Annotated in this window: 19 protein-coding genes; 6 read left to right on the forward strand and 13 right to left on the reverse strand. The window is 33.1% G+C overall.

Annotated elements, in window-relative coordinates:
- Together ACKI3H_RS10455 and ACKI3H_RS10460 are read left to right on the forward strand one after the other, a co-directional pair.
- On the forward strand, window positions 1-1,285 hold a 1,285-nt coding region (locus ACKI3H_RS10455; protein ID WP_407372182.1), incomplete at its 5' end, for an FAD-dependent oxidoreductase.
- A 143-nt stretch (window positions 1,286-1,428) separates the two neighbouring features.
- Window positions 1,429-1,980, forward strand: a complete 552-nt coding sequence (locus ACKI3H_RS10460; RefSeq protein ID WP_407372183.1) for a tyrosine-type recombinase/integrase — start codon at window positions 1,429-1,431, stop codon at window positions 1,978-1,980.
- A gap of 405 nt (window positions 1,981-2,385) precedes the next feature.
- Here ACKI3H_RS10460 and ACKI3H_RS10465 read toward each other — a convergent pair whose 3' ends face one another.
- Window positions 2,386-2,589, reverse strand: coding sequence for a hypothetical protein (locus ACKI3H_RS10465; protein ID WP_407372184.1), 204 nt, complete (start codon window positions 2,587-2,589; stop codon window positions 2,386-2,388).
- Window positions 2,590-3,110: 521 nt separating this feature from the next.
- Here ACKI3H_RS10465 and ACKI3H_RS10470 point away from each other — a divergent pair.
- A complete protein-coding gene (locus tag ACKI3H_RS10470) occupies window positions 3,111-3,722 on the forward strand; it encodes a hypothetical protein (RefSeq protein WP_407372185.1) in 612 nt (203 codons plus the stop codon).
- Window positions 3,723-4,495: 773 nt separating this feature from the next.
- Here the strand turns inward: ACKI3H_RS10470 and ACKI3H_RS10475 are convergent.
- Window positions 4,496-5,041, reverse strand: coding sequence for a hypothetical protein (locus ACKI3H_RS10475; protein WP_407372186.1), 546 nt, complete (start codon window positions 5,039-5,041; stop codon window positions 4,496-4,498).
- Window positions 5,042-5,296: 255 nt separating this feature from the next.
- On the opposite strand from ACKI3H_RS10475, the gene ACKI3H_RS10480 reads away from it, so the two are divergent.
- Window positions 5,297-5,728 (forward strand): thioredoxin family protein, encoded by a 432-nt coding sequence (locus ACKI3H_RS10480; RefSeq protein ID WP_407372187.1) that lies wholly within the window; start codon window positions 5,297-5,299, stop codon window positions 5,726-5,728.
- 100 nt (window positions 5,729-5,828) lie between these two features.
- Here the strand turns inward: ACKI3H_RS10480 and ACKI3H_RS10485 are convergent, their stop codons facing one another.
- The 5 genes from ACKI3H_RS10485 to ACKI3H_RS10505 form a co-directional block, all read right to left on the reverse strand.
- A complete protein-coding gene (locus tag ACKI3H_RS10485; RefSeq protein WP_407372188.1) occupies window positions 5,829-6,353 on the reverse strand; it encodes a MerR family transcriptional regulator in 525 nt (174 codons plus the stop codon).
- A 191-nt stretch (window positions 6,354-6,544) separates the two neighbouring features.
- Window positions 6,545-7,039 (reverse strand): hypothetical protein, encoded by a 495-nt coding sequence (locus ACKI3H_RS10490; RefSeq protein ID WP_407372189.1) that lies wholly within the window; start codon window positions 7,037-7,039, stop codon window positions 6,545-6,547.
- 809 nt (window positions 7,040-7,848) lie between these two features.
- The gene (locus tag ACKI3H_RS10495) at window positions 7,849-8,352 is read right to left on the reverse strand and encodes a hypothetical protein (RefSeq protein ID WP_407372190.1); all 504 of its coding nucleotides are present in this window, start codon (window positions 8,350-8,352) and stop codon (window positions 7,849-7,851) included.
- On the reverse strand, window positions 8,349-8,600 hold the full coding sequence (locus tag ACKI3H_RS10500; RefSeq protein ID WP_407372191.1) for a hypothetical protein: 252 nt from the start codon (window positions 8,598-8,600) through the stop codon (window positions 8,349-8,351). Before ACKI3H_RS10500 ends, ACKI3H_RS10495 begins: the two co-directional genes overlap by 4 nt.
- 3,270 nt (window positions 8,601-11,870) lie before the next feature.
- Window positions 11,871-12,119 (reverse strand): type II toxin-antitoxin system Phd/YefM family antitoxin, encoded by a 249-nt coding sequence (locus ACKI3H_RS10505; RefSeq protein ID WP_407372192.1) that lies wholly within the window; start codon window positions 12,117-12,119, stop codon window positions 11,871-11,873.
- A gap of 289 nt (window positions 12,120-12,408) precedes the next feature.
- Between ACKI3H_RS10505 and ACKI3H_RS10510 the strand changes: the two genes are divergently transcribed.
- On the forward strand, window positions 12,409-12,972 hold the full coding sequence (locus tag ACKI3H_RS10510; protein WP_407372193.1) for a recombinase family protein: 564 nt from the start codon (window positions 12,409-12,411) through the stop codon (window positions 12,970-12,972).
- 595 nt (window positions 12,973-13,567) lie between these two features.
- Here the strand turns inward: ACKI3H_RS10510 and ACKI3H_RS10515 are convergent.
- Window positions 13,568-14,047 (reverse strand): hypothetical protein, encoded by a 480-nt coding sequence (locus tag ACKI3H_RS10515; protein ID WP_407372194.1) that lies wholly within the window; start codon window positions 14,045-14,047, stop codon window positions 13,568-13,570.
- A gap of 874 nt (window positions 14,048-14,921) precedes the next feature.
- Here ACKI3H_RS10515 and ACKI3H_RS10520 point away from each other — a divergent pair.
- Window positions 14,922-15,068: a hypothetical protein gene (locus ACKI3H_RS10520; protein WP_407372195.1), complete on the forward strand. Its 147-nt coding sequence runs from the start codon at window positions 14,922-14,924 to the stop codon at window positions 15,066-15,068.
- Window positions 15,069-15,439: 371 nt separating this feature from the next.
- Here ACKI3H_RS10520 and ACKI3H_RS10525 read toward each other — a convergent pair whose 3' ends face one another.
- The 5 genes from ACKI3H_RS10525 to ACKI3H_RS10545 form a co-directional block, all read right to left on the reverse strand.
- On the reverse strand, window positions 15,440-16,267 hold the full coding sequence (locus ACKI3H_RS10525; RefSeq protein WP_407372196.1) for an HNH endonuclease: 828 nt from the start codon (window positions 16,265-16,267) through the stop codon (window positions 15,440-15,442).
- 401 nt (window positions 16,268-16,668) lie between these two features.
- Window positions 16,669-18,174, reverse strand: a complete 1,506-nt coding sequence (locus tag ACKI3H_RS10530; protein WP_407372197.1) for an ATP-binding protein — start codon at window positions 18,172-18,174, stop codon at window positions 16,669-16,671.
- 366 nt (window positions 18,175-18,540) lie between these two features.
- Complete coding sequence (locus ACKI3H_RS10535; protein WP_407372198.1) at window positions 18,541-19,299, reverse strand: class II aldolase/adducin family protein; 759 nt, start codon at window positions 19,297-19,299, stop codon at window positions 18,541-18,543.
- Between the two features lie 16 nt (window positions 19,300-19,315).
- Window positions 19,316-19,570, reverse strand: coding sequence for a hypothetical protein (locus ACKI3H_RS10540; protein WP_407372199.1), 255 nt, complete (start codon window positions 19,568-19,570; stop codon window positions 19,316-19,318).
- A 17-nt stretch (window positions 19,571-19,587) separates the two neighbouring features.
- Window positions 19,588-20,967 carry a PTS galactitol transporter subunit IIC gene (locus tag ACKI3H_RS10545; protein WP_407372200.1) on the reverse strand — a complete coding sequence of 460 codons (1,380 nt, stop codon included), beginning with the start codon at window positions 20,965-20,967 and terminating at the stop codon, window positions 19,588-19,590.
- Window positions 20,968-20,981 lie beyond the last annotated feature (14 nt).

A 20,981-nucleotide genomic window follows, 5' to 3' on the forward strand; every position in this document is an offset into this window, starting at 1 on the left:
GTATGATAATGTGTTCCAAGTTCGAAATATTCAAGACGCACGAGATATTGGAGCCTATTCAGCTAAACAACCTAAAAAAGCATTGATTATTGGTGCTGGATTTATTGGTTTAGAAATGACAGAACAATTAATCCATAAAGGCTTAGAAGTAACAATCGTTCAATTAGAAGATCAAGTCATGCCTCCTATGGACGCAGATATGACTTTCCGTGTAGAAGAGCATATGCGTGCAAAAGGCGTTAATTTGATTCTTAGCGACACTGTAAAAACGATTGAAGGAGAAACGTCAGTAGAGAGAGTTATCACGACAAACGGCATTACAATTGAACCAGACATCGTTATCTTATCAGCAGGTGTACGTCCAAATACAGAATTAGCGAAAGAAATGGGCGTAGAACTGGGAGCTTCAAGAGCAATTGCGGTCAACAACAAAATGCAAACCAATCTTCCAGATGTTTATGCAGTTGGGGATGTGGCAGAAAGTTTCTCCGTTATTACAGGAAAACCCATCTATCGTCCATTAGGATCAACAGCTAATAAAATGGGACGGATTGCTGGAGACGTGATTACTGGTGGAGATTTAGAGCACAGAGGTGTCTTAGGAACAGGGATTTTCAGAATGTTTGACCTACATGTTGGTCAAACAGGATTAACCGAAAAAGAAGCAAAAAAAGAAGGTTATGATGTTGAAATTTTGTACAATATTAAGCCAGATCATGCTGAATATTTAGGCGGGAAAGAATTAACAATCAAAGCATTAGCGGATAAAGAAACTGGTCGCATTTTAGGCGCACAAGCTATTGGTCAAGGTGGCGTAGATAAACGAATCGACGTAATCGCAACAGCCATCACCTTTAAAGCAAAAGCAGAAGATTTATTTCATTTAGATTTAGCCTATGCACCACCATTTGCGACAACGAAAGACCCTGTCCTTTACACCGGTATGGCGTTAGATAATGCGTTGAAACGTAACCCCTTGTTAACACCAGCTGAATTAATACGTCGCCAAACTAGTGGTGAAACATTACAAATTATCGATACACGTTCTAAAAAAGATTTTGATAAATCACATGTCAAAGGAGCCATTCATGTTCCTTTAGGAGAACTAAGAGCAAGCAATACAGAATTGGACAAAGATGTAGTAACAGTCACTTATTGTAATAAAGGTGTAACTGGAAATGCATCTCAAAATTTATTATTAAATTATGGATTTAAAAAAGTTTATAATTTATCTGGTGGGAATAAAAATTATCAAAGTTATCTTAAAATGTTAGCTCAAAAATAAAAGGATACATGAAATTATATAAAAACGGGTATCCGGAATCCTATTCCAATAGGGTTCTTTTTTTATAGAGTCCTCCAACACACGATTATGTGGTATAATAAACGAAATCATGTATCAATTTTGTGAGAGGAGAGGGCTTTTAAATGAGTTACAACGTCCAACCATTAAGAACGCAACAAGAAATAAACGACTTTTTATTTTGTTTAAGAAGAAACAAAAACGCAGATCGGGATGTTTTTCTGTTTTTGATCGGCATTAATAGCGGTTTGCGCATGTCAGATATCGTAAAATTGAAGAAACGAGATCTAATTTCCTCAAAAAATCCGCGTATTATTGAAAAGAAAACCGGAAAGACGCGTATTTTGTATTTGAGTAGTCTGCAGGACTTGATCCAGGAGTACACGAAAGACCTGGCAGCAGATGATTATTTATTTCCAAGCACCAAGGGTGGTCATTTAGAAGTGAATACCGTTTACCAGATGTTTCAAAAGGTCGCTCAGCTGTTAGGAAGAGACGATATTGGCACGCACACACTGCGGAAGACGTTTGGGTACCACTATTACAAGAAAACCAAAGACGTGGCTACACTGATGGAAATATTCGGTCACAGCAGTGAGAAAATAACAAAGCGTTATATTGGGATCAATGAAGATGAAATCAGCGAGACACTGTTGAATTTCAGGTTAGGTTTCTAATATTTTAACAATAAGAAATTATTTAGGACTAAAAAAAAATCTTAGACTAATTAATTAGTCTAAGATTTTTTAGGTTCCAAAATAGAGAGCAAAGTAACTATAAACATATAAAAACATTGAAATAGATGTTATTATATACATTGCTTTTTCGAATGTTGTTAGTGATTGGTTCTTTCGTTTTCTTCGTAAACTTCTATAATAAATTAGTGTACATAGAACTAACAAAAGTGTTGCTAATATATTTATATTTTCTAATAAAGTAATCACTAGTAATTCAGCTCTCCTTATCTTACTTTTATAGTTATCAGTTAAAAAACAGTTCTTTATAGTTACAAGTGTAAAGAAATAATATGTAAAATTAAAGGTAAAAGGATTGGACTTTTTTAATCGTAAAAAAGTAGCGTTTTATTTTTTACGATTATAGATAGATTGTTTGATTGAGATCTTAAGTAATTTATATATACATAAAATTAATCCAGTGGCTAAAGCTAAGTAACTTAATTGCATTAAAATAGTACCAATAGCAGTGTGAAGCACGTTATTCAAAATAAACGTTACAGCTGCATATGAAATTGCTAGGATCCAAAATTGTTTTTTATTTATTTTCATTATGTCACTCCTTTAGTACAAGAAAAAGTCTATTTTTATTGTCATGCTGCTTTAAAAAATAAGTATACTTATTTTTTGATAAAAACCTTCTAAAATATTCGATCATATAATATATTCTGAATCAAAAAACAAAATTAAACAACCGTCATCTTAAACTTTGCAGCAGACTAAAAAATAAAAGAGCCCACTGATAATTCAATAGTTTACATAAAACCCAAATAAACAAAGTCCCCCTTCATATATTAATTCTACTTTCTTTTAATCGTTCTCCTAATACCATCTGTCTTCCTCCTTTTTTTTCTCTCTGTTCTATCCTACCGAAAGTAAAAATTATTGACTATAAGCTAGTATTTACAAGGTAGAAACTACTGGTTGCTACCTTGTAAACCATTACGTGCGTTACTTTATAGAGTAAATTTGGAATAATTAACTCTATTGAGATAAGGAGGATTGTATCAAAATAATAATATTAGGAAATAGGTTATCCTAAAAAAATAAAATTGACATGGGGGATTTAATTTATGAAATTAAAGAAATTGTTTATAAGTATAATTTGTGGGATTATGTTAGTAGGAATAATAGCACCAACCGTAAGGGTTTCAGCTAGTGAAGCTTTAGACCAAGAAACAGTTAATATCGAAGGAATTGAAAACAACTTTTCTGATGAAACAGAGCAAGAAGAACAAGAGAGAATCAATTTAGCTATATCTGAAACTATGGAGAATCATCCTGATGCTTCAGAAAGCGAATTGAGAGCTCTTGCAGAATATTATGTAGCTCTTGATAAGGGTGAAGTAACGCCTAGTGAAATGGCACAATTAAGAGCTGCCGCAATGCGTTTGAAAACTAGTACGGTTGGAACAGGTTTAGATATAGCAATTAGTTTAGCTTTTGGAGGAGCTGCAAGCGCAGGTATAAAAGCTATGTTAAAAAAACATGGTGTGAAATTTGTTAAGGATAGACTTTATCAAATTGTAGTTCAAAAACTTGCTATTTTTGGAGTAAAAAAAGTCACAGGGATTACAGCCATTATAGACACTATTGTTAAAAATGTATTACAACCAGGAATGCAAATAGCTAATTGGCTAGATAAAAAAAGTGATGGTAAAAAGGATGGTTACATTACCATTTAAATTTATAGTATGAGAAGGTGCAAGTCTGTATGATAGAAGCTTTTTTAGATGTTATAACAGCTATATTTTTCGACTATTTTTTAGATTATTTAAAAAATGAGAAAAAAAACAAACTCGTTAGATTAATGATTGTCTTATTGATCTTTCCATTACCAATTATATTGGTCTTAATTTCCTTTCAAAAAATAATGAATTATGACCAGTTATGGCTTTATGCAATTACAATTTCAGTAGTTATATACTTTACCTACCTTACTATCAAATATATAAAAGGTATTATTGTAGGCTTTAAGTAAAAAAAATAATCAATTTGGTATTTGATTATTTTAGATAATAAACTACTAACTTAACATAAAATTCCATTATTAAAAATATTTGGACACAGTAGATAGAAAATTACAAAACATTATATTTAAATCAATGAAGACAAAATAAGTGAAACTTTGTTGGACTTCATATCATCTTTTTCACTTTATAACTTTAATTATATGAAGTAAAAAAAGCTTGGACTAATTAATTAGTCCAAGCTTTTTTAGGTTCCAAAATAGAGAGCAAAATAACTAAAAACAAAGAGTAGGCATGCAATAGCTGTTAAGATGTACATTACTTTTTCAAATGTTGATAGTTTTTCTCTTTTTTGCTTACTTCGTAAACTCCTGTAATAGCTTATGGTGCTCAGAAGTAACAATAGTATTGCAATTATATTTATATTTTCTAATAGTTTAATCAACAGTAATTCATATCTCCTTACTTTATTTTATATGAATTCACCTTTAGCTAGCAGGTGTTGCCCCACATGTTGCTAAAAATATTAATCCTGCAGCTATAGATATAGCAGGGATTCCAGCAGCGGCAGCGGCTCCACCTAATAAACCAGCGGCAGTCAACCAATTACCTTGTTCTATAGCTTTACCGACTTCATTTAAAGCTCCTTTTGCAATACCAGTTGCATCTGCTAAACAACCAGCATATGGATTAGCAGCTGTAGTTACCATTCCTTCAGTACTACTAGAGTCTTCGATTATAGTAGGATCATTAAGATAAGCTGCAAAAAATTTAAAACTTTCTTTTTCTTCATCGCTATAAGAAGAATTACTTAACTCTTCTTCATTAATTAAGTATTCGCCAGTTGTTGTATCTTCAACAACAATAGAAGTAAAAATATACTCTAATTCAGTTGCCATTGCTTCTAGATCCTCTTCTTGAACAGTAGCATTACCGCCTTCTACAGCATAAACAGTAGTACCAGCTGAAAGAAATGGAAAAGCACCTACAAGCAACGCGCTAAGTAAATAAAACAAGTTTTTTTTCTTTAACATTTGACCACTCCTTTTTTTTTTTTTTTTGTATCTACTTAAAAGTATAAGGAAAAAAGATGTTAAATTAAAGAGATAAGGTTATCATTAATAGAGCGTTTCCAATTTTTGAATGATAATTAAGAAGCCTGTTCGCTACATACCAGTCTGTATTACAAGATTAATTATTTCTAATTATTTTTTTTATCTTTATAATTGACTTACTGTGTTAAAGAAAAATGGTTATAAAAAATTAATTAAAATATAAGGAGTTTTAAAATGAAAAAAAAATCAGGTATAAAAATTGTAATATCTTTAGTCACTATAGTTTTTCTTATATATTTAGGATGGTATTTTTCAAATCAAGATTCTGTTGAAGGTTCTGTAGAAGAAATTTCTGATTTAGATAATTTGAATGATATGGAAGACGGGTTTATTTATATTGGACGACCAACTTGTCCGCATTGTGCTATACTTTATCCCAGATTAGAACAAATTGTTAAAGAAGAAAATGTAACTGTACTTTATCTTAATACTGATGAGTTTAGAGAAACAGAAAACTTAACTGAAATTTTGAATAAATTTGAAGTTATATATGTCCCTTCATTAATTGAATTACAAAATGGAGAAGTAGTAAACATTTTTGAAAATACTGCTGAAGATAATGAACAAAAAACTCTAGATAATTTAAGTTTATTCTTAAAAAAATAATTAATTAGTAATGGCATATATTACTTAACATAAAAACCCAATTAACAAAGTATATTTAAAAACGTTACAGACGTTATATCGCATAAAACAGTAGCTAAATTTATTTCTTTTTAAATAAGCGCGTAAAGAAAGTTTGTTTTTCTTCAATCGGTTCTGAATCAGAAAACGGTTCTTCTTCTGGCTGTTCCAAAGCAAGTTTCATTTCTTGGTTATCCTTGATTAATTGATCGTTCTGTTCAATCAATTTTTGAAGTTGATTCGCGATGAAATCTATTTTGTTATGTAGTAGCTTTATTTCATCTGTTTTAGGCGTTTTTTCCGCTATATCATATTGCGTCCCAAGCGCTTGATTTTCTTGTTTGTATTCATTTAAAACTAGGTCAATAGAGGATTCTAAATTAATATCAGGTGATTTTTTCAAGGAAATTACGCGTTCTAGTATATCAGCCGCTTCTTTATCATATTTCCGTCCATTTTTATTGTCTCTCTTGAAAAAAGGCTCACCGTTTTGTTCGTCAATCATCCCACTATATTTTCTTAAAGTAGAAGGATTAATATTTAACTTCTCACTAAGTTCTGTGGGTGTGTATTCCTCTAGTATCTCGACTTCTTCAACTTCTTTCATAATATATAAAACTCCTTATCATAAATTAAATTAGACGCTACAGGCGATATAAAAATGTGTTTTAGAGCTTTCTACTAGATTTTAAACAAATGTCTAATTAACATTATGAAACTCAACAGGGATTGAACGGATTACTTCTGGTGCAGCTCTGAGATGATTACATTAAAAACTATAATAAAATCTGTATTTTATCATTGGAGATCCTTTTCCTTTACTAAATAATCTCTTTTTAAATCCTTGTAGGCATTTATTGTATTTTTATATTTAGTAGTAAGTTCTTTCATTTCAGGCTGTTTATCTTGGCTTTCATCTTTTATTACAGGCGTTATATCATGAAAAGTGTACTCCTTTAATATTTCATTTAGTTGAAATAAATACATTTTTGTATATTCAATCATTCTAATGATTTCAAATTGATTGTCAGAACTCATATATTTTATTTCGTTTTCAAGCAAGTAATCCATTCTTTTATGTATTAGCCGGAGTTCAGTTCTATATTCACTTTCGGTAGTTCTATTTAACTCATTGGTAAGCTCATCTAAAGGATCAATATATTCTTTAAAAAGCATTTCTTTTATTTTTCTCAATTCATTCCATCTTTTATATTTACTATAACAAAAGGAAATAAAGGGTATAAAAGATGCTGTGACAGCACCAATTAATATATTTTGTAGTTGTGGGGTCATTTATTCACGCTCCTGATTTTTCTAAATACCTGGATCTTTTTAAAACAGGTGTTACTCTATTTATATGGATATTTAGCGAATTAAACAAATAAAAAAGCACCCCGTTTATTATCAGTAAACGAAATGCTATCGACTAATTAATTACAAAATAAGTGTATAGCTTTTTATGGTTTAGTTCAATCCCAGGGTGCTGTAAGGAGTAAATATTAGCCTATATGAGTCAATATCAATTCTTTTAACCCTATTAACTTTGTTGATCCAATTAGTACATGAGTAGTTGTTTTCAATCCTTAGATAGCTAGTATGAAAGTAAATAAATAAAAAGGGTCATAATGGATATCTTCACAGAACGATTCTGAGACAATTTCAGATTATTTAGTGAATGACAACCGTGCATGAAAGAGAATTCTAGAACTCTTTAAAAAAATAATACTTAATTTATTAATATATACAATAAATAACATACAAAAATATAATATATTTCATGCTGTTAGCAACATTATTTAAGTTATAGCACAATTTTTTCCTAGCAATATAGCTTCAAAAAAAGTTGTAGAAACTATTGGTATGAAGTATAAGTTTTCTTATAAACGAATACAAGATGGTAAAGATAAAGAACATTTCGTATATGAAATAAAAAAGTGATCAGTCAAAAATTAATTTAAACAACAGAGGTTATCAAAAGGAAAGGGACTTCACATAAAGTTTCTTTCCTTTTGATTGTATTAATGTACTTTTACGAACGGTTACTCATATGCATGCAATCGGTCCTAAGAACGTTTTTTTTGATTGCTGGTATCGCGTAAACCTTATTCGTTTTTTTGACTTTCTGAAATCATAATGTCCTCGAACGAAGCTCCCACAAGAGGTGCATTTCGTTTTCGCTTACGACGAATTTCATTCATTAAACGAGCAGTTACTCCATCATTATCGTCCTCATCTAGTAAATCTAAATCAGGTTCAACCTGGACTGATTGTGGCATCTCTTCTGTTTCTGTTAATTCAGGAAACTCAAGTTCATCGGCACGTTTATTAAACATAACCGTTTCAGGTTGCTGTTGTTGATTCGGCGGTCCGACTAAACTTGCACAGTGTGTAATGTAGTCGTTGACTGACTGTCTTGACGCTTGATCAATCAATAAACGAATACTGGCTGACACATTTTTTTGGTTTGCTAACCACTTTTTAGTAGATTCGTCTACATCATCCACACGAATGGTCATTCGTTTCATAGTTGGTTTAGTCTTCTTTCTTGAATTTGGTGTTGGTTCGCTATTTTGTGAAGTTATAAGGGATCCATCTGAAGGAATCATGATTCATCACCCCAATCCGTTTTCTTTTGTTCTAACAATTCTATCGACGATTGTGTCGATTGTTTTAATGCATTTTTTATAATATCTGTATCAGCTGTTGGTCCAATTTGGGTAATCAACATTTCTAATGCATACACTATCGACTGTGATTTGTTTTCTTGCTGATCCAACCAGTCGTCTAACATTTGGTAGTCTTTAGGTTCATAACGAAACATCACTCTTCTTCGTTGCTCAGTTGTTTCAGTCATTTTTTTCTGTCACTCCTCTTTTTTTTAGAATAGGTACTTCTTGAATTAATGGACTACTTAGTTAAAAATGATTCTCTTTGGGACATTTGGATTCAACTTTCTTGAATATAGACGCTGCTTTCTTATCTATCTTTAGTTTAGCACCCTGTCACCTTAGTGTAGGCGGTTTAAAACGATTATATAAATATGAACGATTGTGCTGAATTAAAATGACTGTTGGTTGACTACCTGATTTTATTTAATGTAGTAATCAACTGTCCAATGACTGTCTATTTATTATACTATTAAAATAAAGAACTGTCTATTGACTACCTGATTTTATTTAATGTAGTAATCGACTGTCCAATGACTGTCTGATTTTATTTTTTGTAGTAATCACCTGTCTAATGACTGTCTATTTATCATGTTGTACACTTTTTAAAGAGACAGTCGTCCGACGGTTCTTTAAAAAGTGTGCGTCTGATTTAGGGGGTCACCTATTTGTCTGTACAGTTTTATAACATTGACCGATAAAATCAATGACAATCATAATGATTCTGGATAACCTGCTTGAATAATCAGTTAAAACCAATAAAGTGGTATACATTGGATAACACTGTTAGATTTTTCTGTTAGCCACACGTGTTCTATTTTTTTGCCGTCGAGTCCAAGACTTGTCGGCTTTTAATTTTTACTAAATCACGCTAAAGCGTATCAGGCTCCGGCGTCATCCAACGGCAAAAAAACTAAGATCGTTATCAAAAATACCGTGAACGAACAGCTGATAAAAAACACTTATTCAAAGAGCTGACCGTAACGCCTGTGTCGGACAAACGACCAAATACACAAGAATTAATTCACTCGTTTAGGCTCATATTTATGGTCCGTTTGACTACTAAGACCAGACAAAATCGTTTGGGGAAATGCGCTGAATAATCCCTATTTATCGGGCAACCGTTCAAGAGATTTATATGGATACCCTGAAAAGGTCGTCAATTAGGACAAGTGCACGTTCACAGTCAAAAGATAGCACATGCATGGATTAGGTCGATTTGCTGGGGTCCCCAGCTTGCCTCGGCTTCAGTGTTTACGGCATTGCGCTAAAGCGACTCAGGCTCGTTAAGCCCCCAGCAAACGACCACATACTATCCGTGTAGCATTGCATTACGCTAACAGCAAAGAAACAAGAACCCAATCGAACAAGAAGACCTTAATGGCACCGAATGTTTGAATTTAGATATCCTGCTTTTAAGGCGGACCCAATGGCCGTTCGGCTTTGGGATGTCAGACACCTCGCTAAAGCGACACAGGCTCACGCCCAGCCCCCTCAAAAGCAACAGGCTACAATCATTAAGAAACACTCGTATCAACTGAATTGGACTAAACGATAGAGTTATTCCGTTAATCGTTTCTTCGTCCATACACGCGTTCCGCATGATGGCCACAGGGAGTGAACGAAGTACCCGGCAAGAGACCAGATCAAGATCAAAACATTTTGGGATTTACGGCAACCTCTTCTCTAAGCGACCACTTTTCACGGCCATTTTTGGCATCACCCTTTGTCCATACCGCGCGACCTGTTGAGCCTTTTGTTGTAAGGGAAGTTCGCCTTACAACTGGCCTAACAGCAGAACCTTATCTTAGTCGTTTTTTTTTTTATTGGGGGAATACGCGAATGTACGTTCCCCTTTGACCCTGTCCTACACGTTTTTGAATAACGTCCGTTTTGGGTCAGAGGGTCGGCTTGACGTAGCAACGTTTGCAGGGGGTGTCTACACCTTGGTCAGACCAAACGTGCTTTTTCGTTACCCCCTTACACCTGCTCAAAGTTGTTTGTTATCAAGGATTTGTTACGGGTATTTGTATCGGGTGTCTGATAACGCGTGGTCAGAGAAGAAAGAGCATAAGGGGAGTGTATTCACAACAGCCTGCGGCTATTGTTCTGCCGGCATAGCCGGCCACTCCCCATACTGCGTAAATAAAGGCTTTCGCCTTCATTTTCTTGCCCTGCGCTACCGCTTGGGTGCCCCTTCTTTTTGCGCCAACTGCGTATGGCTAAAAGAAGCAAAACAACAACGGGTGTCTAATTGTCTATGCGACAATCATTCCCTCTTATGTTGCAAAAGCATGATCCGAAATGTCTTTCGATTCACCTAGATCGGGTTAAAGTAATCCAAACTCTGATGACGACCTGTGCGTCATCTTCGTCCTACACCACCCTCTCTTTTAGACAGACTCCATCTTTAACCTGCGCCATCATCCATCGGATAATGGTTTGATTAGATGGAAAACGTCTGCCCCAATTAAGAGATTTTTAGAGCACAAAATTCCTCACCGATAAATTTAGTATCAGTAACAAATATGCAGTACGTATATGAAACAATTATAAGTACTCAACAGGTTCTCTATTAGTTTATAACCACAAAACTGTCAAATAGGATTGATATATTGTGTATGAAATAAGTGATTTTATACCTGGATTTAAATACATACCACATAACAAGTGCTGCAGTACCAGCATTTAGGGTAATGTGAATGGACACTTATTTAACAAGTGGTACATTTTTATCCATTGGTACCAATGGATGTTTGCGCTAACAAACAAAAATGTACCGCGCTTTACTATTATGTACCACCCCATGTGGTACACTTTTTTTCCTTTAATACCAATGGTTGGTTGCGTTAACATTTAAAATGCACCACTGTACCACCCCGAATAAACTTATATATGTAATGCTCACATATGGGGTTCAATCATGAGCATTATATTTATACTTATGTTTTAGATGGTACAAGTGGTACAGTATATAAAAAAGGTCTATAAACATTGGTGTGTCAACAATAAAACGTGTACCACTCTTTTTGAAAAGTATGGTACATTGCTGGTACAAGTGGTACATTCAACCTATTGTGGTTGATACTATCTGTGGCTCTCGTTAGCGGAGATATTTATGAAATAGGAGATTTGGTTCGTTGATAGTTTTTGACTTCCGGCAAGGCGAGGCCGTTTTGTTTCCCCTTGAGCGTGCTACTCATCTTTCATTACAAATAGTTAGTAGTTAGCCGTTTCTGACAACTTAAAAAAAGAGGTAAGCTTATAGCTACCTCTTATCTAGTTACATTCTGTTAACAGAGGGACCAATCACCCACTATTTTAACAGTTTTTATTGGCCCTTCTATTGTAAAAAAAACTATGTTTTTAGTTGATTCTCATTAATCGAACTTTTATATTTTTCGGATGATGTACTTCATTTTTTAATAGAATTTCTATTCTTTCACCGAAATATGAAATTAAACTTCCTCAAAATCAGCATCAGTTGAGTGTTCCATAGCGTTTATTACATACCCAAGTGTTCCTGTTCTTTCCAAGTGTAATTCTTCTTGTATTCTTTGGTATTCTCTTTTAGGGATTATCACAACGCTGTCATTAAAACCATTTTTGGATTTTAATGTAATTTCTATTGTTTTATTTTCAGTAGTAACACGATTTAAGATATTAAACATATCTTTTTTAAAGTTTGTCGTTGTAATAACGTCCATTGTCATCCGCTCCTTTTTCTGCTTGTTCTTTATATACACATTATAGCGTACGTTTTCAATATATAATAATTTGACTCTTTTAATTATTTCAACAACTTCAATACTTGTAGCTTTGCTCAATGGAACCTTATATATCTTCCTGTTCTCATTTTTTTTAAAGATAAACAATCATAGAAATATAATCATAACTTAAGAGTATTGACTACGATTTTCAGTTCCAGTAAAATCAATACATACAACGGTGTCATAACTAATGGTCAAAAGTAAACTGAAAATGAGGGTGAAAAATATGAAATATGGCTATGCACGAGTAAGCACCCGGCATCAGGATTTAGAAGGGCAAATGCACCAACTGGAAGAGGAACATTGTGACCGGATTTATTTTGAAAAAATCACAGGAACAAAAAATGATCGTCCCGAGTTTCAGAAGCTACTTCAAGAAATTCAGACTGGAGATACGTTGGTCGTGACAAAACTAGACCGATTTGCTCGAAGCACTCAAAATGCCTTAAATACAATCAAATTACTCTTTGAAAAAGGGGTTAAGATTAATGTTTTGAACTTGGGTGTAATTGAGAACACATCCACTGGTAGACTAATTTTCACTATATTTAGCGCTTTTGCAGACTTTGAGCGTGATTTAATCGTGGAACGAACTCAAGAAGGGAAAGAGATTGCCAAACAGCGTCCAGGATTTCTTGAAGGACGTCCAAAGAAATTTTCTCAGCAGCAAATTAATTTGGCAATGAGACTTCTGGAGGAGCACTCTTACACAGAAGTAGAGAAGATGACCGGAATTAGCAAAAGTACTTTAACTCGTTATAAAAGGAAATTACATCTGACACATGGGTAACCAAGGATATAGTTTATCGCATCCGAGGAAAAAATAAATCATTTTGTAGTTAAATAAAATAAAGAGGATAGAGAACCTATATCACCTGTATCTGAGCCTTCAATAATGAGTTTTTAGCAAGCTGTAGTTCTTTCAAACAACCTTACTCAATCGCCTGCACTAGAAAGTATAACGAAACTTAGTCAACAGGTAGCAAAATCAATGAACAAACTTATAAATTCGCCTGCGTTTGAGTCTTCGATAATGAGTTTCCAACAGGCTGTAGTTCTCTCAAATACCCTAACTCAATCGCCTGCATTAGAGAGTATAACGAAACTTAGTCAACAGGTAGCAGAATCAATAAACAGACTTACAACTTCCCCTGCGTTTAAATATTCAACAACAGGTAGTCTGCAAGCAGCTTATCTAACTTTGTATACAATGATGTTAAACTTCGTCTTCTTAAATGAACTATTTTGCTCATTTTGGGAACTTTAAATCAAAGGATTAGATGAATTAAGATTTCTAATTATTATTTACAAAGTGATTGACACTGGTAATGTTATAAAATTCATAGAGAACAGACAACTGGTCTATTCCCTATTATGAAGATATTTCATTGTATTGATTTTAAAGAGATATATTTTTTAACATTTGATTTATACTCTTTTTTGGTTTTTTCTATCATAGATTCAATATCGTTGAAAATTTTGGATATATCGTCATCATCTATAGCATTAAGTGAGGAACTTTCGATTAGAGTGTCCAATTCATTTACTGTATAATTTATTAATCTAACTAGCTCAAAAGTATAATTAGTATTTAAATAAGGAATTTCATAAGTAATTTCATAGCTTAATCTATTCTTGAATCCTTGACATTGAGTTTTTGTATTATTCAAACTTTGAAACAAATGTGTTTTTACTTGAGAACTTGATATAATTTTAAGGCTATCTATAAAATCTATATAGTATAAATCAATAAGCTTATTAACTTTATATTTTTTATAAAAGAAGTCATAAATTTTAAATAGTAATGTTGATAAAACACCTAAAATAAAGCTAATGAATAGAGGAATATAATCTTTTGGATCCATAATATAAAACCATCCTTCTAATAAGATACCATCATGTAATTTAAAAATGGAGTGTAAAATATACTGTCTAAATAAGTCGAAAAAAAACGTTTTCCTAATAGAATAATATTAACATGAATTCTGCACTTAAAAAAAACTCCCTATGAACCATTTTACAATAAAAATGACTGTCCTTTCAGCAATGACTCTCTCACTTAAAAATCGCTTACTAATGCTTTTAATAAAAAGGATTTTATTGAAGTAATAACTTTCAGAATTTATACCGAAAACATTGAAAAATTATTAGGTTCAGATAAGGCATTGTGACTAAAAAATAATTATATTTTTTAGTTTAACAACTGAAAATCTTTTAATCATTCAAAAAAATTATTATTAATGTTATATCCCTATAAATCAACGTAACGACAATATTTTGTTAAATTAATTTGCCTGTTTTTGTTAAAAATATAAAAAATTGTAATCTCCGTTTCAAATTATAATTTTTTCGAACTAAAAGAGAGAAAATAAATTTATCTTAAATAATTAACATTATAAATATATTACTATTTATTTTTTATCTAAAATTAAAAAGGAGCGAACACAGTAATAAAAAGAGCATGGTTGTTATTGGTGGCAAGTAATATATTGCTAATTAGTGCCTGTACACCCACAGGAGAAGTAACAGAAGAGGTAATCGAATCAGAATCAGTCGAAATTGATTGTTGAAACAGAAACAAAAGTAGAGGAATCGTCTATTCAATAATCTGAGGAAATTGAAGAGAGCGAAAAGCCAAAAGAAAGTTCTAATTCTCCAGAAGAAACTTCAAGCACAGAATCCGAACCAGCTCAAGAAAAGCAATCGCCTGTATCTCATGATGATTACACGTTAATTGAAGTGGGCGGTGGGAATCTATCTGGCTATCGTCAAACGAACGTTGTCGTGGACATCGGATTTGGGGATAGAGAGTATTGGGCCTATACGAATGAATACGGTCAATTAGTTCGTGTAGTAGCAAATGAAATTGTTGTACAAGATGATTAGACTGAGTCAGTCAATTCAAATGGACGATATTTTTCTGATTAAGCCAAAGTACCTGGTATAGAAGACTCAAACCTTGACGAAGGGCATATCATTGCTGATTCTTTAGGCAGTGTGGCCAATGCCTATAAGGAATGAATAATCCAACAAGCGGTTGGCAGTTCTTGATTCGCTGCTCTATTCCCGGATAGCAGCAGGTGGGACCGCAGCAGTGCTCACGCCTGTCGATTACCATAAAACAGCCTGAGATGATGGTAAAGCCCTGATTCGGCCGCGGAGAATCAGGGCGTATGGCGACACAAAACGAAAAAACGGTTTGGGTAAAGGGCTTTTTGTGAAAAGCCTTACATGTTCCTGATTAGATACTAACTCGATTACTTTTTACTTTGTAACAATGCCTTATTCTTTAAAATATCAAAATCATCTTTATCGTCGTTTATATGCATTTTTCTATGACAATTAGGACATAATGCAATGGCATTATCAATAGTGTCATTCCCGCTCCTTGAAAGCCATTCAATATGGTGAACTTCTAAATAAGGTTTCCCGTCTTTATCCTCAAAGGGCGCAATTGTATTGCATAACTGACAAACTCCGTCCGCTAGCCTAAGAACATATTCCTTCACATAAATGTTTCTTTCATAAGTCTTGGAATATGTAAGCCTATAACTAGGTTGACCAGATACTAATTTTGCATTTTCTTCTATAGTTGAAAGTTTTTCTCTTTTGGCTTTTTTAGTTAGTATTCGTTTTCTCTCAGCTAGAACATTTAAATCAATTGCTGCAGTAGAATCACTGACTTTAAGACGAAGAGGGAATATACAAACTTGTCGTCCTCCCACTCCTTTTTGGACTTGACTTGTCATGTAGGGAGTATCCGCAAGCTCCACTTCCCCCCTGTAAATATAATTTTTAGGTTTTAACACCTCAAAAAGGAACAATGTCACTCCATTACTATTTGACTCAAAAACCGTTTTATTTTGCATAAAAGTGAAACTTTGATTCCCGTATCCCATCCCTGTATAATGGAGAACTTTTCCTTCCCATTTATTGTCATATAAACCTTTGGCGGAATTAGAAACTAACACTAAGCAATTATTAGTTATTGATTTACGCATTCCTTGCTGTTTATTCACCGTAAATATCTCTACTAATTTTTCGTTATTGATAATTTCTCCAATTTGTAAATTGGGTTGAAACATACCATTACCTCCTAACGTTTCTGTTTAAGAATCTAACTATTGTATGTATTGATTACGTCTGACACCATTAACATACGGAAGTAGAGAAAGTGACCGGAATTAGCAAAGTATCTTGACCTCTAATAGCAGGGGAAGAACTCACTTACTCAAAGAGTATAAAGAAGCGGCATTTAATTAAATTTTTATGCTGTTTCAGTACGTTCGATTAAATAAAATTGTTATCATTAAGCATATTTACTATTTCTAATCCTTTAACCTATACGTTCTGTCGATACATGATAATACCTTAAAAATTTAAGGTTTTTTCTTGATTTATCAAAATGAAGATTCTCATAGTCGATACAAAAACTATATTTTCTAAAACCCTATGTTGTAAGCTAGTTGCATTTTATAAAAATCCTTTAATTTGGATATGCTATATCCTCACTTTGCCAAGTTTTCAATTTAATTTTGTATTGATTCCCTAATGCGTCCTTAGCCTCATTCTTCACATTTACAAGTGCTCTCACTGATTCAGGGTGCTCTGCTGCAATAATGATGGCTTCATCTACGGGTACTTTATCCATAACTAAACCATCCCAGTACATCAGTAATTGGTAAAGATCTTGTGGAGTTGTTTTATCCTTTTTCCCTTCATAAATTGTATTTTTGTTATTTACTGATTGATATAAGTCAATTCTTATTTTCTCATTTACAGAAGTAAATGCATATCGTTCTCTATCCACAATAATTGACGAATCAAATTCACCGAGAATTTTCAATTTTTTCTCTCTCAATTGTTCAAATAAGTCTGTTTCATGATCGGATAATGACGCTTGTCTTTTAGGATCAGATAATTTAGATCTAATCCAGTTATAAATAGCATTTAACTTAGGATCATCTTGTCTCAAACCGTCTTTATTAGTTGTTGTACTCGGTAAATTCACTTTATCATCAGATACAACATTAATTCTAATAAGAATATAATTATATGAGTTGTGTTTCTCTTTTCCCCAAATTGCAGTAAAAAGATTATCAGCTAACAGTCTGCCATTAATGCGGATTTCCACCCCAGATGTAGACATGTTGGCCTTATAATATTTTTTATATGGGGATTCTAGAGCTTGTAGAAATTCATATTCAATAGTAACTTCTCCATTGCCCAAATCAATTTCTGTAGTCCCAATCCCAGGAGACATTGTATCATTATAATGTGGACGAAGTGCAGGCACATCTATTGTATTATAGTTACTCATGTCTAGGGATTTATATCTAATTGTCATACTTGCAATGTTTTTGGCAATAAATGTTGAATATGTATAACCTAAATCTTCTGAAAGAACTTCCATCATTGACTTTAAGTTACTATAATTTCCTCTCAACCCCCTAGTGATAGTTTTTAACCAAGGTTTATCAACAATAAACCTAATTATTGTGCCGGTTGACTGAATTCCAGGCCAACCATCGTCTGTAATATATTCCGATTGCTGGTTCATTATATCAAACGGTGCTTCAACTTTGGTGTAGGAGTGAATCATCTTATCCTTTTCAGTTCGCGTCAATACTGACCAATTATTATTTTCTTTATTAGCAGCTGCTAGAGCATGTTTCATTCCAAATCCATGCTCATTTAGAGAAGATACTTGAGCAGTTTTGTTTCCAAGAGAAAATGCGGCATTCAAGTTTGATATACCTGAACCTGTATCTTCGATTTCAACGCTGTATTTTTCTCCAATTAACTCTTCTACTCTGATAAGAATTTTTTTAATCTCGCCTTGATCATTTTGTAGGAACTCTGAGAGAGAGTTGTCAATGAATTCGTTTACTATTTGTGTGAAGCTATCAAAGTTCCCACCTAATCCTTTCCAAAACCACTTTGAATCAGGAAAATTACTCAATTTAACTGTTTTGCTATTTGTAGTTATCATTCAACTTCTCCTTCTATTAGATAGATATTTTGGAACTATATTAACAATATACTAAAAAATAGATAGATAATAGCCTCTTTTAAAGAATATTAACAATAATATTCTTTAAAAATTATCTGCCATAGTTTATGGATTGCGAATCAAATAAATTTAGCAACGTAATTTCAGAGGAGAATCGATTCGTATATGATGCCATTAAGGAGTTCTGCATGACTGTGGCAGAAAACGTCGGCCAGATGGTAAAAAAACACTTGTTTTTGGTAATGGAGTGTATAAGTCTAGGTCAGAGTTGATTATATAATACAAAAAGGAAGCGTAGAACGAACAATTAAATGTCCGCTCTACGCTTTCTTTCACTAATAAATTTTAATCACTAATTTCTCCTACTTTAGCTTTATATTGTGAATTCCAAATTGGATTGTGGGTAACTAGGTCCTCAATAGTTCCAACTTTAAAACCTTTAGAGTAATACCCGTCAAGTAAACCTAATTGTTGGAAAATTGTTTGCTTGTAAGCAATTTCTGCATTCCATTCTACTGTATCTAATATTGAAATAGCTTTATATAAAGCCTCAAGACCGTCGTTTCCTGGTGTAATAATTAAAACACCATGACTATCTAATAAATACTCCTTTGGTAACTCATTATCTTTCTTTATTTCAGCACTAACTAAAGCAGCAAGTTCTGGAGAACAGTTAGGTTCAAAATCTAAAACTTTAATATATTTCACCTTTTGTGTGGCTTCAGTTAGATTTGGCATGTCTAAATGACTGGTTGCCCAAAACATAGCATTGGGAGCATGAGCATGAAAAACACATTTTATTTCTGGATTAGCTCTATACGCTGCAGTGTGCATATTGATTTCACGAGTTAATTCTCCTTCACCAGAGTATACTTCCCATGTATCTGGATCGACTACTAATATTTGAGAAGGACTTAACTTTCCATGATAAGTTTCAGACATCATTGAAGGCGTCATAATTAAGTATTCTCTGCCCTCTTCATCAACTGTTTTAAGAGAGAAATTTCCACCAGCAGTATTTGTATTTTTTCGGTAATAAGTCAATTCAACAACTTCTGCTAATGCCTTACGTTCTTCTTCGAATAATATCTTTCCTTTAGTCATTTAAATGACCTCCATATTATTTTATTTTATTCATCATTGCTTCAGCTTTGATTCTTTTTGCTAATTGTTTATTATCATAGTCTTTGAATAATGTATTATAGCCATTTTTTCTAACATAAAAAGCGAGTGATGTAGCTAGAATGTAAAATAGATATTGTTTAGTTGTTAATCCTATGAAAAAAAGTAAAGTAGCTAATAGTAATAGAGACATCCACTTTGTTTTTTCAGAATTTTTGATTCTCGCATTCTTTTTAAATTCTTGTTTATTCATTATTAACTACCTCACTTTTATTCTTCTACAATAGCTTCAGGTTCTATTATTTTTGTATATCTCTCTGAAGGAATTTTAGCATTCTTCATTTCTTTATTTAACCAATAGAACATTAACAAGAATAGAATTGCACCTATAACAGCTAGTATATTGCCATTAAAGGCTTCAGCAAACATGATTCTGAATTCAGGACCTTCAATACTTGACCAAGTAATAAGTTGGCCTTTAGCTACTTCTACTGAACCAGTTGCATTAGCTAAACCAGTTAAAATTGGTGCAAAATAGGTTGCACTATACAGATAAAGTGGTGTATAAATCACACCTAAAACTAGCATTCTATATAAATTACCACCTGTTAATAGCAATCCACCTACAGCGATTGAATAATTGATAACACCAGCTAGTGGTAAAACCGTATTTCCAGGTAGAATCATTGAATATCCAATGAAAATTGGAACAATTAGAATGGCTGTTACCCAAACTTCAGATCTACCTGCTAGAATAGGCCAGTCCAATCCTATATAAACTTCTCTGTCTTTAAAGCGAGATTTCATTAGTTCTGACATAGCATCTGCTAAAGGAGATAAAGATTGCATAAATAGTTTACTAATCATTGGAAATAGTGCCATAGCCGTAGCTACTTGAATAGCAAGATTTAAGGAACCAGATACTCCGTAAGCTCCTGCAAAACCAAGCAATAATCCAATAATAAATCCCATTACGCTATTTTCAGAAAAGATACCTATTTTTTCTTTTAAAGCATTCGTGTCTGATTTTTTGTTAAAAAATGGTATTTTATCCATCAGTTTATTTACGGGTAACATTAAGACGGCTGAGATATTCATAATATGTGTAACAGTCACTAAAGGAATACCTGTTAAGTCTTGAATATGTTTTTGGAACATATCTCCCAATTTTAATTCCAAAATCACTTGTACAATAGCTGTAACAAAACCAGCTATTAAACTCCCACTTATAAAATAAACTAAATAAGCAGTTAAGGCTTTGCCCCAAACATTCCACATATCAACGTTTAATGTTTTTGTTAGATTTAGTAAAAGCATAACAATGTTAACCCCAATAACTACTGCAAAGAAAACAAAAGCATACGCCCAAGACCAAGTGATACTAGCTGCACCTGTCCATCCCAAGTCTAAAGCTGGAAGAGAGATACCAGTGTTGAGAGCAAATGCTTCTGAAGCAGGGCTTACTGCAGAAGACATGAAACCGATTACCATGTTCATCCCTGTGAAAGCAATTCCTAAAGTAATAGCTGACATAAATGCCTTTTTCAAAGGCATTTTAGCTACTAAACCAATAATAAAAATAATAAGAGGAACAAATATTGCGGATCCTAAATTTAGAATATATTGAATAAAAGATTGAAACATCTCCATAGTATTCACCTTTT

Source organism: Carnobacterium sp. (assembly GCF_045617425.1).
Lineage (GTDB): Bacteria > Bacillota > Bacilli > Lactobacillales > Carnobacteriaceae > Carnobacterium_B.

What these genes read in the sequence shown, in the direction of transcription:
- ACKI3H_RS10460 (WP_407372183.1), top strand. Translation starts at nt 1,429, where the DNA reads ATGAGTTACAACGTCCAACCATTAAGAACGCAACAAGAAATAAACGAC.
- ACKI3H_RS10530 (WP_407372197.1), bottom strand. Translation starts at nt 18,174, where the DNA reads ATGATAACTACAAATAGCAAAACAGTTAAATTGAGTAATTTTCCTGAT.
- ACKI3H_RS10465 (WP_407372184.1), bottom strand. Translation starts at nt 2,589, where the DNA reads ATGAAAATAAATAAAAAACAATTTTGGATCCTAGCAATTTCATATGCA.
- ACKI3H_RS10505 (WP_407372192.1), bottom strand. Translation starts at nt 12,119, where the DNA reads ATGGACGTTATTACAACGACAAACTTTAAAAAAGATATGTTTAATATC.
- ACKI3H_RS10545 (WP_407372200.1), bottom strand. Translation starts at nt 20,967, where the DNA reads ATGGAGATGTTTCAATCTTTTATTCAATATATTCTAAATTTAGGATCC.
- ACKI3H_RS10525 (WP_407372196.1), bottom strand. Translation starts at nt 16,267, where the DNA reads ATGTTTCAACCCAATTTACAAATTGGAGAAATTATCAATAACGAAAAA.
- ACKI3H_RS10510 (WP_407372193.1), top strand. Translation starts at nt 12,409, where the DNA reads ATGAAATATGGCTATGCACGAGTAAGCACCCGGCATCAGGATTTAGAA.
- ACKI3H_RS10515 (WP_407372194.1), bottom strand. Translation starts at nt 14,047, where the DNA reads ATGGATCCAAAAGATTATATTCCTCTATTCATTAGCTTTATTTTAGGT.
- ACKI3H_RS10475 (WP_407372186.1), bottom strand. Translation starts at nt 5,041, where the DNA reads ATGTTAAAGAAAAAAAACTTGTTTTATTTACTTAGCGCGTTGCTTGTA.
- ACKI3H_RS10480 (WP_407372187.1), top strand. Translation starts at nt 5,297, where the DNA reads ATGAAAAAAAAATCAGGTATAAAAATTGTAATATCTTTAGTCACTATA.
- ACKI3H_RS10470 (WP_407372185.1), top strand. Translation starts at nt 3,111, where the DNA reads ATGAAATTAAAGAAATTGTTTATAAGTATAATTTGTGGGATTATGTTA.
- ACKI3H_RS10495 (WP_407372190.1), bottom strand. Translation starts at nt 8,352, where the DNA reads ATGATTCCTTCAGATGGATCCCTTATAACTTCACAAAATAGCGAACCA.
- ACKI3H_RS10535 (WP_407372198.1), bottom strand. Translation starts at nt 19,299, where the DNA reads ATGACTAAAGGAAAGATATTATTCGAAGAAGAACGTAAGGCATTAGCA.
- ACKI3H_RS10485 (WP_407372188.1), bottom strand. Translation starts at nt 6,353, where the DNA reads ATGAAAGAAGTTGAAGAAGTCGAGATACTAGAGGAATACACACCCACA.
- ACKI3H_RS10490 (WP_407372189.1), bottom strand. Translation starts at nt 7,039, where the DNA reads ATGACCCCACAACTACAAAATATATTAATTGGTGCTGTCACAGCATCT.
- ACKI3H_RS10540 (WP_407372199.1), bottom strand. Translation starts at nt 19,570, where the DNA reads ATGAATAAACAAGAATTTAAAAAGAATGCGAGAATCAAAAATTCTGAA.
- ACKI3H_RS10500 (WP_407372191.1), bottom strand. Translation starts at nt 8,600, where the DNA reads ATGACTGAAACAACTGAGCAACGAAGAAGAGTGATGTTTCGTTATGAA.